Below are 15,869 nucleotides of genomic sequence, written 5' to 3'. Positions count from 1 at the left end.
CTTTTACTCATAGTTAACTACTCCAAGCCTTTGGGCAGTTTCATTCATGTGCGTATTATCAGTACCACAGCAACCACCAAAGATTTTGAGCTTATAGTTTTTATATAACTCCAGCATACCTGCGGCAAAACTATTGGCATCTGAAGTTTTTAACTCAGAACTAATATCCAATAATTCCGGCGGCAAAGACGAAGTATTCGCCTGTATGCCCTTGAATCTTTCTTGAACTAATGTTGTTGTATTATCGATTTGAGACAGTGCTTTAAATACGACCGTCGGGTGAACACAATTTGTCATATAGCAGAGAGGTTTTCTCTTAGTTGAGCTATCGATTGCCGCTATAGCTTCGTGAATTGTTGTGCCGTCTATTAATTGACCATTTTCTTTTATCATAAAGCTAATGATATATGGCAAAGATGTGTTTTCCATTGTCATAGCCATACCTATAGCTTCCGATAAAGCAGGCATGATACCCGCATAAAGAAAATCCACTTTAGTCTCTGCAAACAAACTGGCTTGCCATGAATGAAATTCCAGTGCTTCCTTTACAGATAGAATGGAATCAGCTTTATAAGCATCACCCCTGCACCCCATAAGTCCGCCAATATAAACATGAGAAGGGAATTTGTTCTTTAGCTTGTGCAAGAATGAAACATTGTCGCAGATAATATTCTTGTTATACTTGGATTGAAAAACACGCTCTTTATTTGCTCTTCGAGTTGGTGTTGTTAACATAATAGGAAAGTTATGCTTCATTGATATACTAATGTATTGATTAAATATTTCTTCTAAGGCTTTCTTAGATTCTTCATTGTATATATGACTAGCGAGAGCAACGACTTCATCGTTTGGTATCTGATATTCTCTTTTTAATCGTTCTCCCACTGCCCCCTCCATCAGAATAATAGGGAATTTATTGTAACAACTTTCAAAGTCCATTTTCTCCTCCATCATTGGGTCCGGATAATACCAATGCGACTCACAGGAATGGTGTCCGAATCCTCTTTATCTGCAGTTAGTAAGGTCTGGGAGATAACTAACGCAGTATCCCCAACTTCTAAAATAATCATTTCCCCCTAAAAGATTTGCATTTTATTGCATATTATACTACGAATGACTAATCGAATTTTTCAGTCAAGGTTTTCCAAACCTATTAAAAACGGGATATTCGCAAAAATACCTTCGATTAATCTTAATCGTCTTAATTGCTTATGCACTAATAGTATCGTCTCCTCTTCAATTTAATGTGCTTAAAGGATTTCTTGTAGTTTCACAGAAGCTTAATGAATTAGCCACGATATTTGAAAAAGAGCTCCACAGAACAAGCTTGCCTAAGCCAAGTTTTCAGGAATTGCTAGAATTTAAAGATATATATGCTTATGACTTATTTTACTTGTACATTAGCCATTTACTATTTAGCTATTTAGCTATACAATTAAATCGCATTTAGGAAAGGTTTTAATGGCAGGTGAAATCAAATGAATGAGGGCATCTTTAAGGCAATGTCCGACTCAACACGCAGAAAGATCATCGAATTATTGAAGGAAGGACCAAAAACGGCTGGTGAAATTGCAAACCACTTTCCGCATGCTCAGCCGACAATTAGTCGTCATTTAAATGTGCTCAAAAATGCACATTTGATTGTCGATCAGAAGGAAGGAAACTTTATTATTTACAGGCTCAACACAACGATTTTGCAAGAATGGCTTGGGTGGCTTTTCGAGCACTTTGGAGGTGAAGACAGTGATGAAAACGAATAAAGCAATGCCTTGGTGGGGTTGGCTTACCTGGGTTTTAGCAATAATAATTGGAATTATAGCTTACTCTCATCTCCCTGCACAGGTTATTGGCAATGCGAACCGAATGACTCCGCGTTTATTAATAGTTTTGTATGAACCGGCAATCATGCTCTTCATCATTCTCTTATGGCACGTTCTGTGGAGAATTGACCCAAAGAAAAAGAACTACGAGACCTTTTGGCCGACCTATCGATATATCGGTGGCATCATTGTCGTATGTATTAGCCTGGTGTATCTAACTGTGGTCGGTCATGCCTTAAACATTACATCGATGCGATTAGTTCCAACTGTAATTGGTATTATGTTTATGCTTATAGCAAATATTTCACCCCGTATACAACCAAATTGGTGGGTCGGATTTCGCACTCCATGGACTTTATCGAGTACGGAAAGTTGGAATCGTACGCATCGGCTAGGAGGACAATTAGGCATCGCAATGGGTATTCTCATAATTATCCTAGCCTGGATTTTACCAACAAACTTTGTGATGAGATTGGCTATTATCATACCAATACTCCTATGGGTGCTCATTACCGTTGTGGCTTCGTATTTTTACGCTAAAAAAGAGTAATTGTTCTAGCTGAGGGCACTGGCAGTTATTGATGTCAGTGCCCTTTATATGTAACTGGGAATCAAGACCTTAAGTATTTAGCTTTTTGCCCGGATAAGGCTTCTTGGCATTTTATGTGCCTCAAAATATTTAATGGTATTAATTGGGTGGATTTAATAGTTGTATTCTAGAAATAATATTACAAAATCAAGGGGGGATATATGTGTTTCAAACTGCAAAATTTTTTATAAACTTAGCACAAAAGACTCCACGAATCAAAGATTCAGTAGTATTAGGATTACTTAGTGGTTTAATTGGAACTATCCCTATGGATATTATTGATTCTGTTTTTTGGATGTTTGGTAAACATGAAATGCTCTATGGACATTTAGCTGGTTCAATGATTTTTCGACCAATAAGAACAAACAGAAAAGAAAATTTTTTAATTGGTCATGTAATGCACCTTCTTACGGGCAGTGGACTTGGATACTTAATTACAGGATTTTTAAAGATAACTGGAAAAGACCATCACCTAATTAAAGGTTCATTTATCGGTATGTTAGGTTGGATGACACTTTATGAATTTGGCCAGCGTGTTAAATGGTTTACTCTTAAAGCACATAAATCAAGTACATTTTATACAGCTTTTCTCATGAATTTAGTTTATGGAATGACGACAGCACAAGCAGTTGTCTCTTTAGCTCATCCCTCAGTTTTCAATAATAAAAAGATAGAACAGAATACCCCTATTCAACCAGTTTCTAATTTCTATACGGATTCACAAACCATTGATACTCCAGTGGAATATTCAATTTAATGTAACAAACAAAAACATTATTAATTATCCTTAGAAAATTATCCGAAAGTTAGGCGTAATAAACTCAAGCCCAATTAGAGCTTGAGTTTTTAGTTTTTTATCCATAATCCCTTATTCTTTTCATAAGCTTCCGGGTCTGCCGGGGCTAACTTAGTCAGTTCCTTCGCCCCATTTATGCAAACTTGATGAGAGTGGGAGTCAGCAAAGGGCTGACCCCTATTTCGCATTGGATATTATCCTAATGACTGGAATGATTTTATAAGATATACTAAATTAAATATTTCAGCAATCAATAGTCGATTTTTTATTATAAATAGTACAAGATGGAGGGACAAGTTTGGAAAATCAATTATTCAAGAGAGGGCTATCAGATAAGGAACTACAGGATATCCGAGACCTGGAAAATGTGTGCTGTAAATATGATCGATTAAATTTAAAACTCAACTGGAGTATGCTTACTAATCGTTCCGCCGATGAGAAAAACGACTTATTGTATTATGTTGGTAATAAGCTAATAGGTTTTTTGGGCTTATATGATATTGAACAAAAATCCAAAGAAATAGAAATTATGGGGATGGTTCATCCTGAGTATAGACGTAGGGGTATATTCAAAGAGCTTTTTAATGCAGTTAAGCAAGAGTGTATAACTCGGGGAGCGAGAAGAATTTTACTAATTACTGAACGGTCTTCGGATGCTGGAACCAGTTTTGTAAAGTCTACAGATGCTCAGTATTCATGTTCTGAGTATAGAATGAAATTTGATGAGTCAAATGTCCAAATTTCTCCAACTCTTGGCATAACACTTCGAAAGGCTGAATCTAGAGACTATTTGGAACTTAAAAATTTAGATGTATTATGTTTTGGATCAGCTGAAGAGGAAATAGAGAACAGTGACGCCGATAATGTCTATCATTCAACCTATGTGGCAGAGATAAAAGGAAAATTCATCGGTAAAATTGGTGTACAGATGGAAGGAAATGATGGTTACATATACGGCTTTGGTATAGAACCAGTATATCGCAGACAAGGATACGGTAGAGAGGTATTAAGCTTGGCACTATTGAAATTGCTATCGAAACAAGTATTGAACGTAATACTTGAGGTAGCAGTCAAAAATGAGAAAGCCTTACTATTATATAAGTCTTGTGGATTTAAAGAAATTACAGTTTATGACTATTACGAGATAATCCTACAGGAGTAATTTGAGACTAATCAATATACAAAATGAGTGGAGTATGCTGTCACCCTCCGGTTACCCTTGTTGCTGGTTATGGCTACCCATTAAGAAGATTGATGTCCTCTTGAAAACAAGGGACTGATGCTCTACGAACATTCTTCGTTTTGCATCAGTCCCTTCAATCATCTCAACTCCACCTGCACCTAGGCCTGCAGCCTTACAGTCTCTCCCCTATTTTCCCGATCAGCCCGCTTACCTCACCCTTATACTTTTCATGTGCTTCCGGGCATCCATTTCCATGTCATCACGATCGCTGGAGGTGCCGATCAGGGCATTAACCTTAATCCTCAAGCCTTCCCCAATACCACAGTATTTAAATTCTTTCCGTTTTTTATTTAAGTTTTTGCCGAGCCTCTTTTTATTTTTCCGAACCAAACTGGATAAACTACAGAAAAAGAATAGGGTCAGCTAAGAATGAGAAATTATCCGGAGGTCTGAAAATGCACAGGATATTGGTGGCGGATGATGAGACGGGAATCCGTGAGATCATAAGAGAATATGCGGAATTTGAAGGAGATTTTGTGATGGAAGCCGGAAACGGCCTGGAGGCTGTGAATATTTGTAAGACCCAGGATTTCGATATTATTGTTATGGATGTCATGATGCCCAAACTCGATGGATTTTCCGCCTGTAAGGAAATAAAGAAGTTCAAGGATATTCCGGTATTGATGCTTTCGGCCCGTGGGGAAGAATACGATAAATTATTCGGCTTCGAAGTCGGCATTGATGATTATGTCGTTAAGCCGTTTTCTCCCAAGGAACTAATGGCCAGAATCAATGTGATTATCAACCGGAACCTGAACAAAGAAACGGCAAAAGCATCCGGCGCACTGGAGTTTACGGGACTGAAGGTGGATATGGCGGGACGAGAGGTTTATGTCGAAGGGAAGAAAGCCGAACTGACCCCTAAGGAATATGATCTCCTGTTTTATCTTATCAAAAACCAAAACCTGGCGCTCTCGCGGGAAAAGCTGCTTAATGATGTCTGGGGATATGATTTCACGGGGGATGACAGAACGGTTGATACACATATAAAAATGCTGAGAAACAGCCTCAGTCCCTATCGGGATTATATTGTCACGTTACGCGGGGTGGGTTACAAATTCCAGGTTAAAGAACATTGAAGGTGACGGCAATGCGTTTTAACTTTGATACGAAGAGTATTGTCTATAAGATGTGGCTGTATTTTTTCCTGTTTGCGCTGGCGATTTTAAGCGTTCTCTGGCTGCTGCAGATTGTCTTTTTGCAGAATTACTACCAGGACATGAAAACCCACGAAATATTAAATATAGCTGACGCCTTAAAAAGCAAATACGGGCAGACGGATTTCGATACGACACTCCAGCAATATTCTTATAAAAACAATGTCATGATTCTGGTGACGGATCTGGACGGGAATGTGGAATTCTCCGCGGATTCCTTCGGCACCGGCTCCGACCTGAGCGGACCCGGGGGGAGAATTCACCCGGGTAATTTCACTCAGTTCAGCCAGCAAATCAGTGAGCAAATCAGAGAACAGCTTTTAAGCAGCGGAAAAACGGAGATATATTATAGCGTGCACAATGCACGTTTAAAGGGGTTATTGCTGGAATATGGAGCGCTCTTAAACAGCCAAGCTGGGAGAAAGGCTATCCTCTATATCCGCTCGCCCCTTGATCCGATTGATTCCACCACTGCGGTTCTGAAAAGCCAGCTCTTCTATGTCTCGATGATCATCCTGCTCCTCGCCTTTTTTATTGCTTTTCTAATTGCGCGAAGGTTTTCCCGACCGATCGAGATGCTAACGCGCTCGGCCCGAGAACTGGGCAAGGGCAATTATAACGTCGTCTTTGTCCGAGGCAGCTACAGCGAAATTGATCAGCTGGCTTCTACGCTCAATTACGCAACCAGAGAGCTTTCTAAAACCGAACGTTTGCGCAGAGAGCTAATCGCCAATGTTTCCCATGATTTACGGACGCCGCTGACGATGATCAGAGCTTATGCCGAAATGCTGCGGGACTTTGCCTCTGAAAACGAGGAGAAGCGAAAGCTCCGGGCGGGTGTTATCGTAGAAGAAGCGGACCGGCTTTCCGGCCTAGTCAACGACATGCTCAATCTTTCCAAGATCCAGTCCGGCAGCGAAGAAATCGTCTGCCAACCCTTCGATATCTCACAAATGGTCAGAAACATCCTGCAGCGGTTTCAGATTTTGTCCGAACGGAACGGCTATAAATTTGTTTGCTCCTGCGAGGAACGTTTGGTTGTCGCAGCCGACAAAAGGAGAATTGAACAGGTTATTTATAACCTGATAAGCAATGCGGTCAATTACACCGGAGACGACAAGCGGGTTGAGATCAGCCTCAAGGCATTAAAGGATCGCATTCGCTGTGAAGTGAGGGACAGCGGCAAAGGAATTCCCAAAGAAAAGCTTGAGGTTATCTGGGAGCGTTATTATAAAGCGACCGAAACCCACAAACGGCCGGTGATTGGCAGCGGTTTGGGGCTTTCGATTGTCAAAAGCATCCTGGAAGCTCAAGGGGCGGCTTATGGGGTTGAGAGCGCCGAGGGGCACGGCAGCACGTTTTGGTTTGAGCTTAAAAGAGAAAAATAATGACTTTTTTTGTTTTCATTTACTTTTACGCACCTTATCATCAAACGAACACAATCAAAGGTTATGATATGCCAGTAATCAAATTTTAAGGAGGAACCACGAACTTATGTATATTCTTAAAAATGCTTTAAAAAGCATCGTCAGATCCAAAGGCAGAAATGTGCTGATCGGGATTATCGTACTGGTGATCGCGGTCGCCAGTTGTGTAGCCTTGAGCATCAGGAATTCGGCCAACGAGATTGTCAATAATCAAAAAGCCAGTTTTGACATCACAGCAACCATCGGCTTAGACCGCAACGCTTTAAGGCAGCAGGCAAGTTCCAGCGGCACGAATATGCAGGATATTACCCTGCCCGACGCCTTGACGCTGACCGAGCTAAAGAACTATGCCGATTCAGCGTATGTTAAAAGTTTATCCTATTCTCTGACAGCGTCGATGGATTCCAGCGATATTACGGCTATGTCAAATAATCCTACGAGCAGTTCTTCAACCTCAGGGTCAAGCGGCACGGCGGCCAGATCAAGAGCTGGCATGCCTGATATGGGTAATTTTGTAAACAGATCGCAAGGGGATTTCCGGATTACCGGCTACGGCTCCACTGAGACTATAACAAATTTTGTCAACGGAACCTATAAGATCACCTCCGGCTCGATGTTCAGCGACAGTGATACCGCCAATGACGCCGTGATTAGCGACGAATTGGCTCAGGCCAACAATCTCACGGTGGGCAGCAAATTTACCCTGACAAATCCCAACGACTCGACTCAGGCGGATGAGTTCACGGTTACGGGAATCTATACCGATACCTCCAGCAGCGACGGCTCGCAAATGAATCTGTTCTCCAATTCCGCCAATCAGATCATAACCAACTATACAGCGCTCAACAATATCGTGACAGCATCACAAGCCAATGACGATACGAAATTGAATTCTCAACTGACCTCCAGCTTCAGCCTGAAGAGCGCGGACGATGTCGACGCCTTTAAAGCGGAGCTCACCGCCAAGGGCCTGAATTCGGATTATACGGTCAGCACCAATCTTAACAGCTTTACGCAAAGTGTTACCCCCTTAAATAATCTTAGCCATTTTGCCACGATCTTCCTGGTACTGGTTCTGGTCATCGGTGCCATTGTCCTGGTGGTCCTGAATATAATTAACATCCGGGAACGTAAATACGAAGTCGGGGTACTGAGAGCGATTGGTATGAAAAAAGGCAAGGTTGCCTTACAGTTTATCGCCGAATTGTTTATGGTTACCTTTTTAGCTCTGGGCGTAGGAGCAGGGGTCGGCGCGGCAGCGTCAGTGCCTACGGCCAATTATATGCTCCAGAATGAAATCAGTTCGCTTCAGTCTCAGCAATCACAAGTTCAGCAAAACTTCGGCAGATCCGGATCCGGGTTTTCGGCGGGCCAAGCCGGAGGCGGCAGAGGCGGCATAGGCGGCTTCTTCGGAACCAGCCAGAACGCCAACTATATTACGCAAATTAACGCGGTTATCAATGGTCAGGTCTTGGGAGAAATAGCAGGCATCGGAATCCTGCTCGTACTTCTCAGCAGCGGTATGTCCCTGGTCTTTATCTCCCGCTATGAACCTTTGAAAATTCTCAGCAGCTTATCTTAAGACGGCTGTAAAACACCAAGCGGAACTTCCGCAGGTTAAACGTAGGAGGAAATGAAAATGAGTGTACTGTCAATTGAACATTTGTATTATTCTTATGACAACGGAAAAACCCCGGTGCTTAAAGACGCCAACTTCGAATTTGAAAAAGGCAAAACTTATGCCATCGTCGGGAAATCCGGTGCCGGCAAAACGACGCTGCTTTCCCTGATTTCCGGCCTCGATCAGAGCAGCGACGGTAAGATTCTCTATGAGGGCCAAGATATTACGAAAATTGACCGGGAAAAGTATCGCAGTCAAAATATCGGGGTAATTTTCCAAAGCTTTAACCTGCTGCGCCATCTGACAGCTTTAGAAAATGTTATCTTATCAATGGATGTCGCAGGGCTGAAAGTAGGCGACAAGAAACAGCACGCTCTGGAGATGCTCAGGAAAGTCGGGCTTGATGAAGAAAAAGCGAACCGGCGCGTTCTCAAGCTTTCCGGCGGCGAGCAGCAGCGGGTGGCGATTGCCAGGGCCCTATCCTATAATCCGGATATTATTATCGCCGACGAGCCGACCGGTAATCTGGACAGCAGAACCGAGATGGAAGTTATAGGAATTCTCAAAGACCTGGCTGCGGAGGACGGGAAATGCGTGATCATTGTTACCCACTCTCCGAGCGTTTCCCAGAATGTCGATGTCATCTATGAATTGCAGCCGCTTGTGCAAAGCGCCTGAATCTAATACCCATGTGGTAAGTACCCAAGAACTAAATACCCAAGAAGCGGTGGAATGTTATAACGTCCGCCGCTTCTTGGGCTTAGTAAGGCTGGGAGCCTTACCCCATATAAGCAACCTCTCACGCCAAAGCATGTTTCAGAATCCAATCTCTTCGATACCTTAAAGGTAATTTCGGGGATTTACTTTTAGTCACATCGTGTTACTGGAATATTTATATTATTCGTCAGTTGATGGATTTGTTGCCTTTATTTTACTTATAGATTATATTTACTATTTAGCTATTTAGCTATATGATTAAATAGCATTCATGAAAATAGCGGCATTTTTGAGTTTGCACTGGAGGAAAACGATTATGAATAATACTGCCCTTGAAATTAACGAAATTTGCAAAGATTACCCGGATTTTTCTTTAAGAAACGTCTCATTTTCTCTGTCTATGGGCTCTATCATGGGATTCGTCGGTCAGAACGGCGCCGGGAAGACCACCACAATCCGGCTGATCCTCAATATGATTAACCCGGAAAGCGGCGAAATAAAAATATTCGGCCTGGACAATGTGCAGGACGAACAGAAAATCAAGCAGGATATTGCGGTCGTTTTTGATGATATCTATTTTGTTGATAGTTGGAATGTCAGGGAAGTAGAAAAAGCCCTCAAAGGCTTTTACAGCAACTGGAGCAGCAAATTATTCAATCAATATGTAAGCGACTTTCATCTGCCTATGGACAAAAAGGTGAAAGATTTATCCCGTGGCATGAAAATGAAGCTAATGCTTGCAGTTGCGATGTCCCACGAGGCAAAGCTGCTGATACTTGACGAGCCTACGAGCGGCCTTGATCCCGTTGCCCGCGACGAGCTGCTTGAAATATTGAGTAAGTATATCGCTGACAATCAGAAAAGCATTCTATTCTCAACTCACATTACTTCGGACCTGGAAAAAATCGCCGACTATATTACCCTCATCGATCATGGGGAAATTTTTTATTCCGGAACAAAAGATGATTTACTGAAAAGCTTCTGCATCGTCAGGGGCGAACGGCATGACCTGACGGATTCACTGAAAGAAAAAATCATCGGGCTCACCACAAATCTGGCCGGATTTGCAGGACTGTTGCCGGCTTCTGAGATAAAACATTTGGCTCCGGAAATCGTTACGGAAACGCCTTCTATCGACGAAATCTTAGTATCCATCAGCAAAGGAGGCAGAAACCATGGGTAATATTCTCAAATCGCTGAAGCTCGATCACGATATCATGAAGTCGCGTTATCCGATGTTCATGATTGCTTACATCCTCGGGATTTTTCTGGCTGTGATTTCAAAAACACCCATTTTTGGCGCCTTGGTTGTCATGATCGTCTCGGCGCCCCTTACCGGTCAGTACTTTTCCATATATGAAAAAAACAATCTCGAAAAACTGTATGGCGTATTGCCGCTTAAGGCTTCCGAAGTCGTCATAGGCAGATATATATACGCCCTGTGCATCGTCGTCATTAATGGCATCATCGCAGCGATAGTGGCAACGATTGTTTCGATTTTAACCAACAGGGGAATAAACAGCCTGGAATCTCTGGCCTATTTGTCCGGCGGCTTCTTTTATGTCTGCTTGATGTTCGCTGTGATATTTCCGCTGTATTTTAAATTTCCGTTCTCCAAAGTGTATGTCTTTTCCAACCTGCCGTTTTATTTAATTTTCATTATCACCTTCGCCTTTACGAGAAAAACAAACGTTCTGGGACAGACGGGCCCGGCGGCTCAGTATCTCACTTCCCACCTTATAATAATAGCGGCGATCGGGTTTAGCCTGGGGCTGATCCTGCTGGCTCTTTCCTGCCTTTTATCCTGCGCTCTTCTTGAGGGAAACCGGGCGGTAAGCCTTCCGGCAGAAGAGCCCGGAAAACGCCTGTACTTCGCCGACAATCTGCGCACATGGATGGTGATCCTCGTGGTGCTGCAGCACCTGGCCGAACTCTACAACACGTTGTATTTGTTCATGATGCTGAACTCGGCATACTTCATGGGCCTGCTCTTCCTGCTCGCGGGGTATTTCACGCCCGGGTCGTTCCAACGCAAGGGGTCTGGGCAATTTCTCAAGGACAGACTGCTGCGGCTCGGCATCCCCACGCTCATTTACGTCTTCATACTCAGCCCGATAACGAGAATTAGCACGCATGGGCAGCAGGCGCTTGCAGGTAATACAACGGCCAGCCTGTTTTCCCTGGGGCCGATGTGGTTCGCTGTGATGCTGCTCGTATTCGACCTGGGTTACCTGGCATGGCGGACGATTGTGAAGAACAGACCTGAGCGCCCGGTGCCGGAGAATCCCCGGAGTCTCACGTTCCGCGCAGTTGCACTCTTCATGCTGGTGTTGGCGGCGGCCAGCTATCTGCTTCGGATCGTCATTCCCTACGGTATACCTATACTCGGCTTCCCGTCGCCTGGATACCTGCCCCAATACCTGAGCTTCTTCCTGATCGGAATACTTGCCTTCCGCCGGGACTGGCTCCGGTCGATCCCCGGTTCCCTCGGGCAGCTGGGCTTCGTTTTGGCCATACTCGCGACGGTCATATTGCTCCCTGTGGCGCTTATCGGCTTGAAGAGCTCGTTCATAGGCTATGGCAGCTGGCAGTCGGCCGTCTTCGCGCTGTGGGATTCGATCTTCGCCGTGGGAATGAGCCTGGCGCTCCTCACGTTCTTCCGCCGCTTTCTCAACGGCGGGAAAAAGCTCGGCAGGCTCCTCTCCCAGCATTCCTTCACCGTGTACGTCATTCACGTGCCGGTCATCGTTTTCCTGATGCTGGCGCTGCGCAGTTTGCAGACGCAACCGCAACTGAAGTTCGGCCTGGCGGCGGTAATAGGAGTGCCACTCTGTTTCGGAGTTGCCTATCTTGTTCGCCTGATTCCGTACTCAAAAAAAATAATCTAGTTTAAATTCCTTTTCGTCCGCGCCAGGACGGCGCGGCTCTTGCACGATATGTCGTAAAACGTTTAGCTGTTCCCGAAGCGTCTTATAGCATTCATATATTCTAAGTTTCGGGAACAGCGTTTGTAACATTCTTATTTGATTTATAGGGTTATTATCACCAAAGCTCATAATGGATTATATCTTTTAAATTCTTTCTTGGTCGAGGTTTAGGAGTCTCATTAGGATAACCAACTGTTATAACCCCAATTACATACTTATCAGAAGGTATATTTAAAACTGGCCTAATTTCTTCTTGTGTAAACTCTGCAACCCAGCAAACTCCTAATCCTAAATTATTCGCTTGTAGAAGCATATATCCTGTTGATATTGCTGTATCTCTAATTATTCGTTTTACCTCATCTTGTGGACTATTATCATCAATTGCTATATCTTCTTTTATTCTGCATTTCACATCTGCAACACATATAATAAAGACAGGAGCTGTTATCATCCATTTTTGATTATGGGAAGCCTCCATTATTTTTTGTCTCATTTCTTTAGATTTTACTACTATATAATGCCATGGTTGAGTGTTATTACCTGATGGTGCTAATCTCGCACTTTCAAGTATTTCAGTTATTTTTTCATTTTCAACCGGCTTATCAATATACTTTCTTATGCTTCTACGCATTTCAATTTCTTTAATCATACATTTGTTCTCCTTAGCACAAAATATTTCAGTATATTTTATCTTACAATTGTGTCCTTATTCAATTATATAAAATTGCCATCTGACTTGATGTCAATAGTCCTCAAGCAATAGACGATAGTGACATTTTGACTCGCAAGTTGAACTTGATGCGCTGCAATCGTAACCTGCGATTTCCCCCTCTTGTAGTGAGGCGCCTTCTATTACTCTACGGAAAATCTTTAACCTAACAATCTTACTAACCACTGAACATGATTCTTGCCTTTCTTCGACTCGAAGTTCCATAATTTTATCCCCCATTAAAGCTTCCAAGAATTATTTTTCTTTAATTATACAAGATATTATATCAATTAACGGTAGTTTTGTTTGCTGCTGGCTGTCAGGCCTGAAATAATTTTGTAAGGACAAATAGATCCTATTGAATAATCTAATATAGGCTATTAAAATAGTCTATATTATTCTCACGACATAGAAAGGAGAACGACATGGATTTGCTCAAACAGCCCGGCGTTATACTCTGTGAGTTTAAAAAGGGCGATTATATAATTAGGCAAGGGGAAGAAGTGGAGTTCTTATACCTTTTAGTGAGAGGTACTTGTCATCGTGCGACCATTACAGAAAAAGGAGATGAGATAATCTTCGGTGTAAAGAAACCCTCTGAAAATATCATACAATCTTTGGTGGGGGTATTAATTCTATATACGAATGGAATCAGCGCTAATAATTTTATAGCAGATAGCAAATGTAGTTGCTATAAAATTCCTAAAAATACTTTTCTGGATTATATTCAAGATAAAACAGATCTTTTAAATCAATTAATTCATTTAGCTATGTATGAATTAAGAGAATTGGCCAGTTCCTTTCAGGCAAGGCAAGAAGGAAAAGTTGCTAATCGTCTTTGCGAGCTGTTATTAAGAAATGCAAAACAAAAACAAGATAAATTACTCGTCAGCAAAGACTATAGTAATCTCACTAAAATTAGCAGATTTTTAGGAATTCATAGAGTTACGGTAACAAGAATAGTTAAAGTACTTAAAGAAGAAGGGGTTATTTTTAAAGAAGGCAATGGTATTGTTATCTTGGATGAAAAGAAGTTGATAAGTTATGCTAAAGCAGAAAAAAATATTGAGTATTAATTAAAGAGCTGCAGGCAAGAAAGTCTGTAGCTCTTTTTATGCATATTTTTACGGAAAATGAGAAAGTCAATGTTTATTATTATTAAAAATTATTATTAATAAGATAAATTATTCAAAAGTGTTGCTTAGGTTATACTTTCAGCCAATCTTAAACTGATAGGATATGTTTGTAACAAATAGTACATTTTATTTCAAATGTATTACGTCTAAAGGAGGTATATAGTTAAAGACTACAACTTTCAGTATTTATTTTCAGTATTTAAATGAAGCAAATGAATGGAAAAGGAAGTGAACGGTTAGTGAATAAAAACATTAGCACAAATGCTCCGGCAAAAGCCTCAAAAAATACGTTATATTATATCCACTGTATCATCGGCCTGTTATTTATGTTCGGTTTTGGAGCATTAAAACCCATTGAGCCAATCACAGCTATGGGTATGCAAGTCTTAGGAGTCTTTATCGGTGTGATTTACTTATGGTCTTTTGTTACAATACTCTGGCCCAGTTTGTTAGGTATGATTGCCTTAGGCTTAACACAATATGCCAGCATGAAAGAAGTCTTGATGGGAGCTTTCGGAGATACTGTTCCTATTTTAGTGCTTTTTGCCATGATCTTATTTGGTGCTATCCAGCACGCAGGTGTTACCAAATATATAAGCAGATGGTTCTTAACTAGAAAAATAATTAATGGTCGCCCTGTGGTGTTTAGCTTTATCTTTATATATACTGCCTATGTTTTAGCAGCTCTATCTGCAAACATTTTACCGGCACTGCTGCTAATGTGGTCCATTCTATATGATGTATTAGAAGATGTAGGCTATAAGAAAGGTGATAAATACACTACCATTATGGTTATTGGTACGATGTTTGGAGCAATTTCCGGACAGGCTGCTAAACCCTTTACTGGCTCGGCCCTCATGATTGTAGGGTCTTTTGAAAAAGTCACTAAAATGCATTTAGATTATTTGCCTTATATGCTTTTTGGAGTAATCATGTCTACCTTGGGAATTATGATTTACAGTTTGTTAATCAAGTTCGTTTTTAAACCGGATATGAGCAGAATTGCTAATATTAGTACCGAACGTTTTGAAAAGAACAAGTTGCCATTAATGACCCTGCAACAAAAAATATTATTCACTTGCATGTTTGGCTACCTGATTCTGATTCTTTTGCCCAGTATTTTACCGAAGACATTAGGTTTTGTAGCATTATTAAATAAGATCGGTCCTTGGGGTATAGTGATGGCCTTTATCGTGGGCTTGTGTTTATTCAAAGTCGATAACAAACCCATTATTGATTTCAAAGAAATAATCGGTCGTTATGTAACTTGGGATGTTTATTTTTTGGTGGCTATGGCTATGGTGATCTCTGGGGCCTTAACCGGAGAAGGTACTGGAATAAAAGAGTTTGCAACTCATGCCTTAAATCCTTTATTAGGGGACCGTTCACCCATGGTTTTCACCGCAATTCTCCTGGTCTTCTCTATGTTTATTACGAATATCGCCAATAATGGCGTAATGGGTGTACTTCTCATGCCGATCATTTTTACCTTTGCTACAAAAAATGGTGCCAATCCGATGGCCGTATCAACTGCAGTGATTTTTGCCCTGCATATCGCCCTCTTGACACCGGCAGCGTCTCCCTATGCAGCTATCTTGATTGGTAATAAAGAATGGATAGATTCAAGGGATGTTGTTAGATATGGGAGTGTTATTGTTGCAGTATCCTTTGTATTGTTCCTGCTAGTTGGGATGCCCTTAGCAAACCTTATATTTTAATTATAACTA

At 41.6% G+C, this 15,869-nt stretch carries 14 protein-coding genes and 1 pseudogene; 12 read left to right on the top strand and 3 right to left on the bottom strand.

The window, feature by feature from the left end:
* Positions 1-3: 3 nt before the first annotated feature.
* Positions 4-939, bottom strand: coding sequence for a homocysteine S-methyltransferase family protein (locus tag DESOR_RS09025; RefSeq protein ID WP_014184296.1), 936 nt, complete (start codon positions 937-939; stop codon positions 4-6).
* Positions 940-1,478: 539 nt separating this feature from the next.
* Between DESOR_RS09025 and DESOR_RS09020 the strand changes: the two genes are divergently transcribed.
* The 4 genes from DESOR_RS09020 (at position 1,479) to DESOR_RS09005 (ending at position 4,367) form a co-directional block, all read left to right on the top strand.
* Positions 1,479-1,760: an autorepressor SdpR family transcription factor gene (locus DESOR_RS09020; RefSeq protein ID WP_014184295.1), complete on the top strand. Its 282-nt coding sequence runs from the start codon at positions 1,479-1,481 to the stop codon at positions 1,758-1,760.
* Positions 1,747-2,370, top strand: coding sequence for an SdpI family protein (locus DESOR_RS09015; protein ID WP_014184294.1), 624 nt, complete (start codon positions 1,747-1,749; stop codon positions 2,368-2,370). Before DESOR_RS09020 ends, DESOR_RS09015 begins: the two co-directional genes overlap by 14 nt.
* 202 nt (positions 2,371-2,572) lie before the next feature.
* Complete coding sequence (locus tag DESOR_RS09010) at positions 2,573-3,166, top strand: hypothetical protein (protein ID WP_014184293.1); 594 nt, start codon at positions 2,573-2,575, stop codon at positions 3,164-3,166.
* Positions 3,167-3,503: 337 nt separating this feature from the next.
* Positions 3,504-4,367: a GNAT family N-acetyltransferase gene (locus tag DESOR_RS09005; protein ID WP_014184291.1), complete on the top strand. Its 864-nt coding sequence runs from the start codon at positions 3,504-3,506 to the stop codon at positions 4,365-4,367.
* Positions 4,368-4,622: 255 nt separating this feature from the next.
* Here DESOR_RS09005 and DESOR_RS30940 read toward each other — a convergent pair.
* Positions 4,623-4,739: pseudogene (locus tag DESOR_RS30940) on the bottom strand (phosphomethylpyrimidine synthase ThiC); the annotation flags it as partial.
* A gap of 104 nt (positions 4,740-4,843) precedes the next feature.
* Between DESOR_RS30940 and DESOR_RS08995 the strand changes: the two are divergent.
* The 6 genes from DESOR_RS08995 (at position 4,844) to DESOR_RS08970 (ending at position 12,258) form a co-directional block, all read left to right on the top strand.
* Positions 4,844-5,527 carry a response regulator transcription factor gene (locus DESOR_RS08995; RefSeq protein WP_014184290.1) on the top strand — a complete coding sequence of 228 codons (684 nt, stop codon included), beginning with the start codon at positions 4,844-4,846 and terminating at the stop codon, positions 5,525-5,527.
* An 11-nt stretch (positions 5,528-5,538) separates the two neighbouring features.
* Complete coding sequence (locus tag DESOR_RS08990; RefSeq protein WP_014184289.1) at positions 5,539-6,993, top strand: sensor histidine kinase; 1,455 nt, start codon at positions 5,539-5,541, stop codon at positions 6,991-6,993.
* Positions 6,994-7,099: 106 nt separating this feature from the next.
* Positions 7,100-8,614: an ABC transporter permease gene (locus DESOR_RS08985; protein ID WP_014184288.1), complete on the top strand. Its 1,515-nt coding sequence runs from the start codon at positions 7,100-7,102 to the stop codon at positions 8,612-8,614.
* Between the two features lie 57 nt (positions 8,615-8,671).
* Positions 8,672-9,331 carry an ABC transporter ATP-binding protein gene (locus DESOR_RS08980; protein ID WP_014184287.1) on the top strand — a complete coding sequence of 220 codons (660 nt, stop codon included), beginning with the start codon at positions 8,672-8,674 and terminating at the stop codon, positions 9,329-9,331.
* Positions 9,332-9,686: 355 nt separating this feature from the next.
* Complete coding sequence (locus DESOR_RS08975) at positions 9,687-10,553, top strand: ABC transporter ATP-binding protein (RefSeq protein ID WP_014184286.1); 867 nt, start codon at positions 9,687-9,689, stop codon at positions 10,551-10,553.
* Positions 10,546-12,258, top strand: coding sequence for an acyltransferase family protein (locus tag DESOR_RS08970; protein WP_014184285.1), 1,713 nt, complete (start codon positions 10,546-10,548; stop codon positions 12,256-12,258). Before DESOR_RS08975 ends, DESOR_RS08970 begins: the two co-directional genes overlap by 8 nt.
* 154 nt (positions 12,259-12,412) lie before the next feature.
* Here the strand turns inward: DESOR_RS08970 and DESOR_RS08965 are convergent, their stop codons facing one another.
* Complete coding sequence (locus tag DESOR_RS08965) at positions 12,413-12,946, bottom strand: nitroreductase family protein (protein ID WP_014184284.1); 534 nt, start codon at positions 12,944-12,946, stop codon at positions 12,413-12,415.
* Positions 12,947-13,431: 485 nt separating this feature from the next.
* On the opposite strand from DESOR_RS08965, the gene DESOR_RS08960 reads away from it, so the two are divergent.
* Both DESOR_RS08960 and DESOR_RS08955 read left to right on the top strand, forming a co-directional pair.
* A complete protein-coding gene (locus tag DESOR_RS08960) occupies positions 13,432-14,082 on the top strand; it encodes a Crp/Fnr family transcriptional regulator (RefSeq protein WP_014184282.1) in 651 nt (216 codons plus the stop codon).
* 263 nt (positions 14,083-14,345) lie between these two features.
* Complete coding sequence (locus DESOR_RS08955) at positions 14,346-15,860, top strand: SLC13 family permease (RefSeq protein WP_242832478.1); 1,515 nt, start codon at positions 14,346-14,348, stop codon at positions 15,858-15,860.
* Positions 15,861-15,869 lie beyond the last annotated feature (9 nt).

Origin of the sequence: Desulfosporosinus orientis DSM 765 (assembly GCF_000235605.1) — a bacterium.
Taxonomy (GTDB): domain Bacteria; phylum Bacillota; class Desulfitobacteriia; order Desulfitobacteriales; family Desulfitobacteriaceae; genus Desulfosporosinus; species Desulfosporosinus orientis.
The sequence above is the reverse complement of the archived record's forward strand: the minus strand, read 5'-3'. Positions and strand labels throughout refer to the sequence as shown.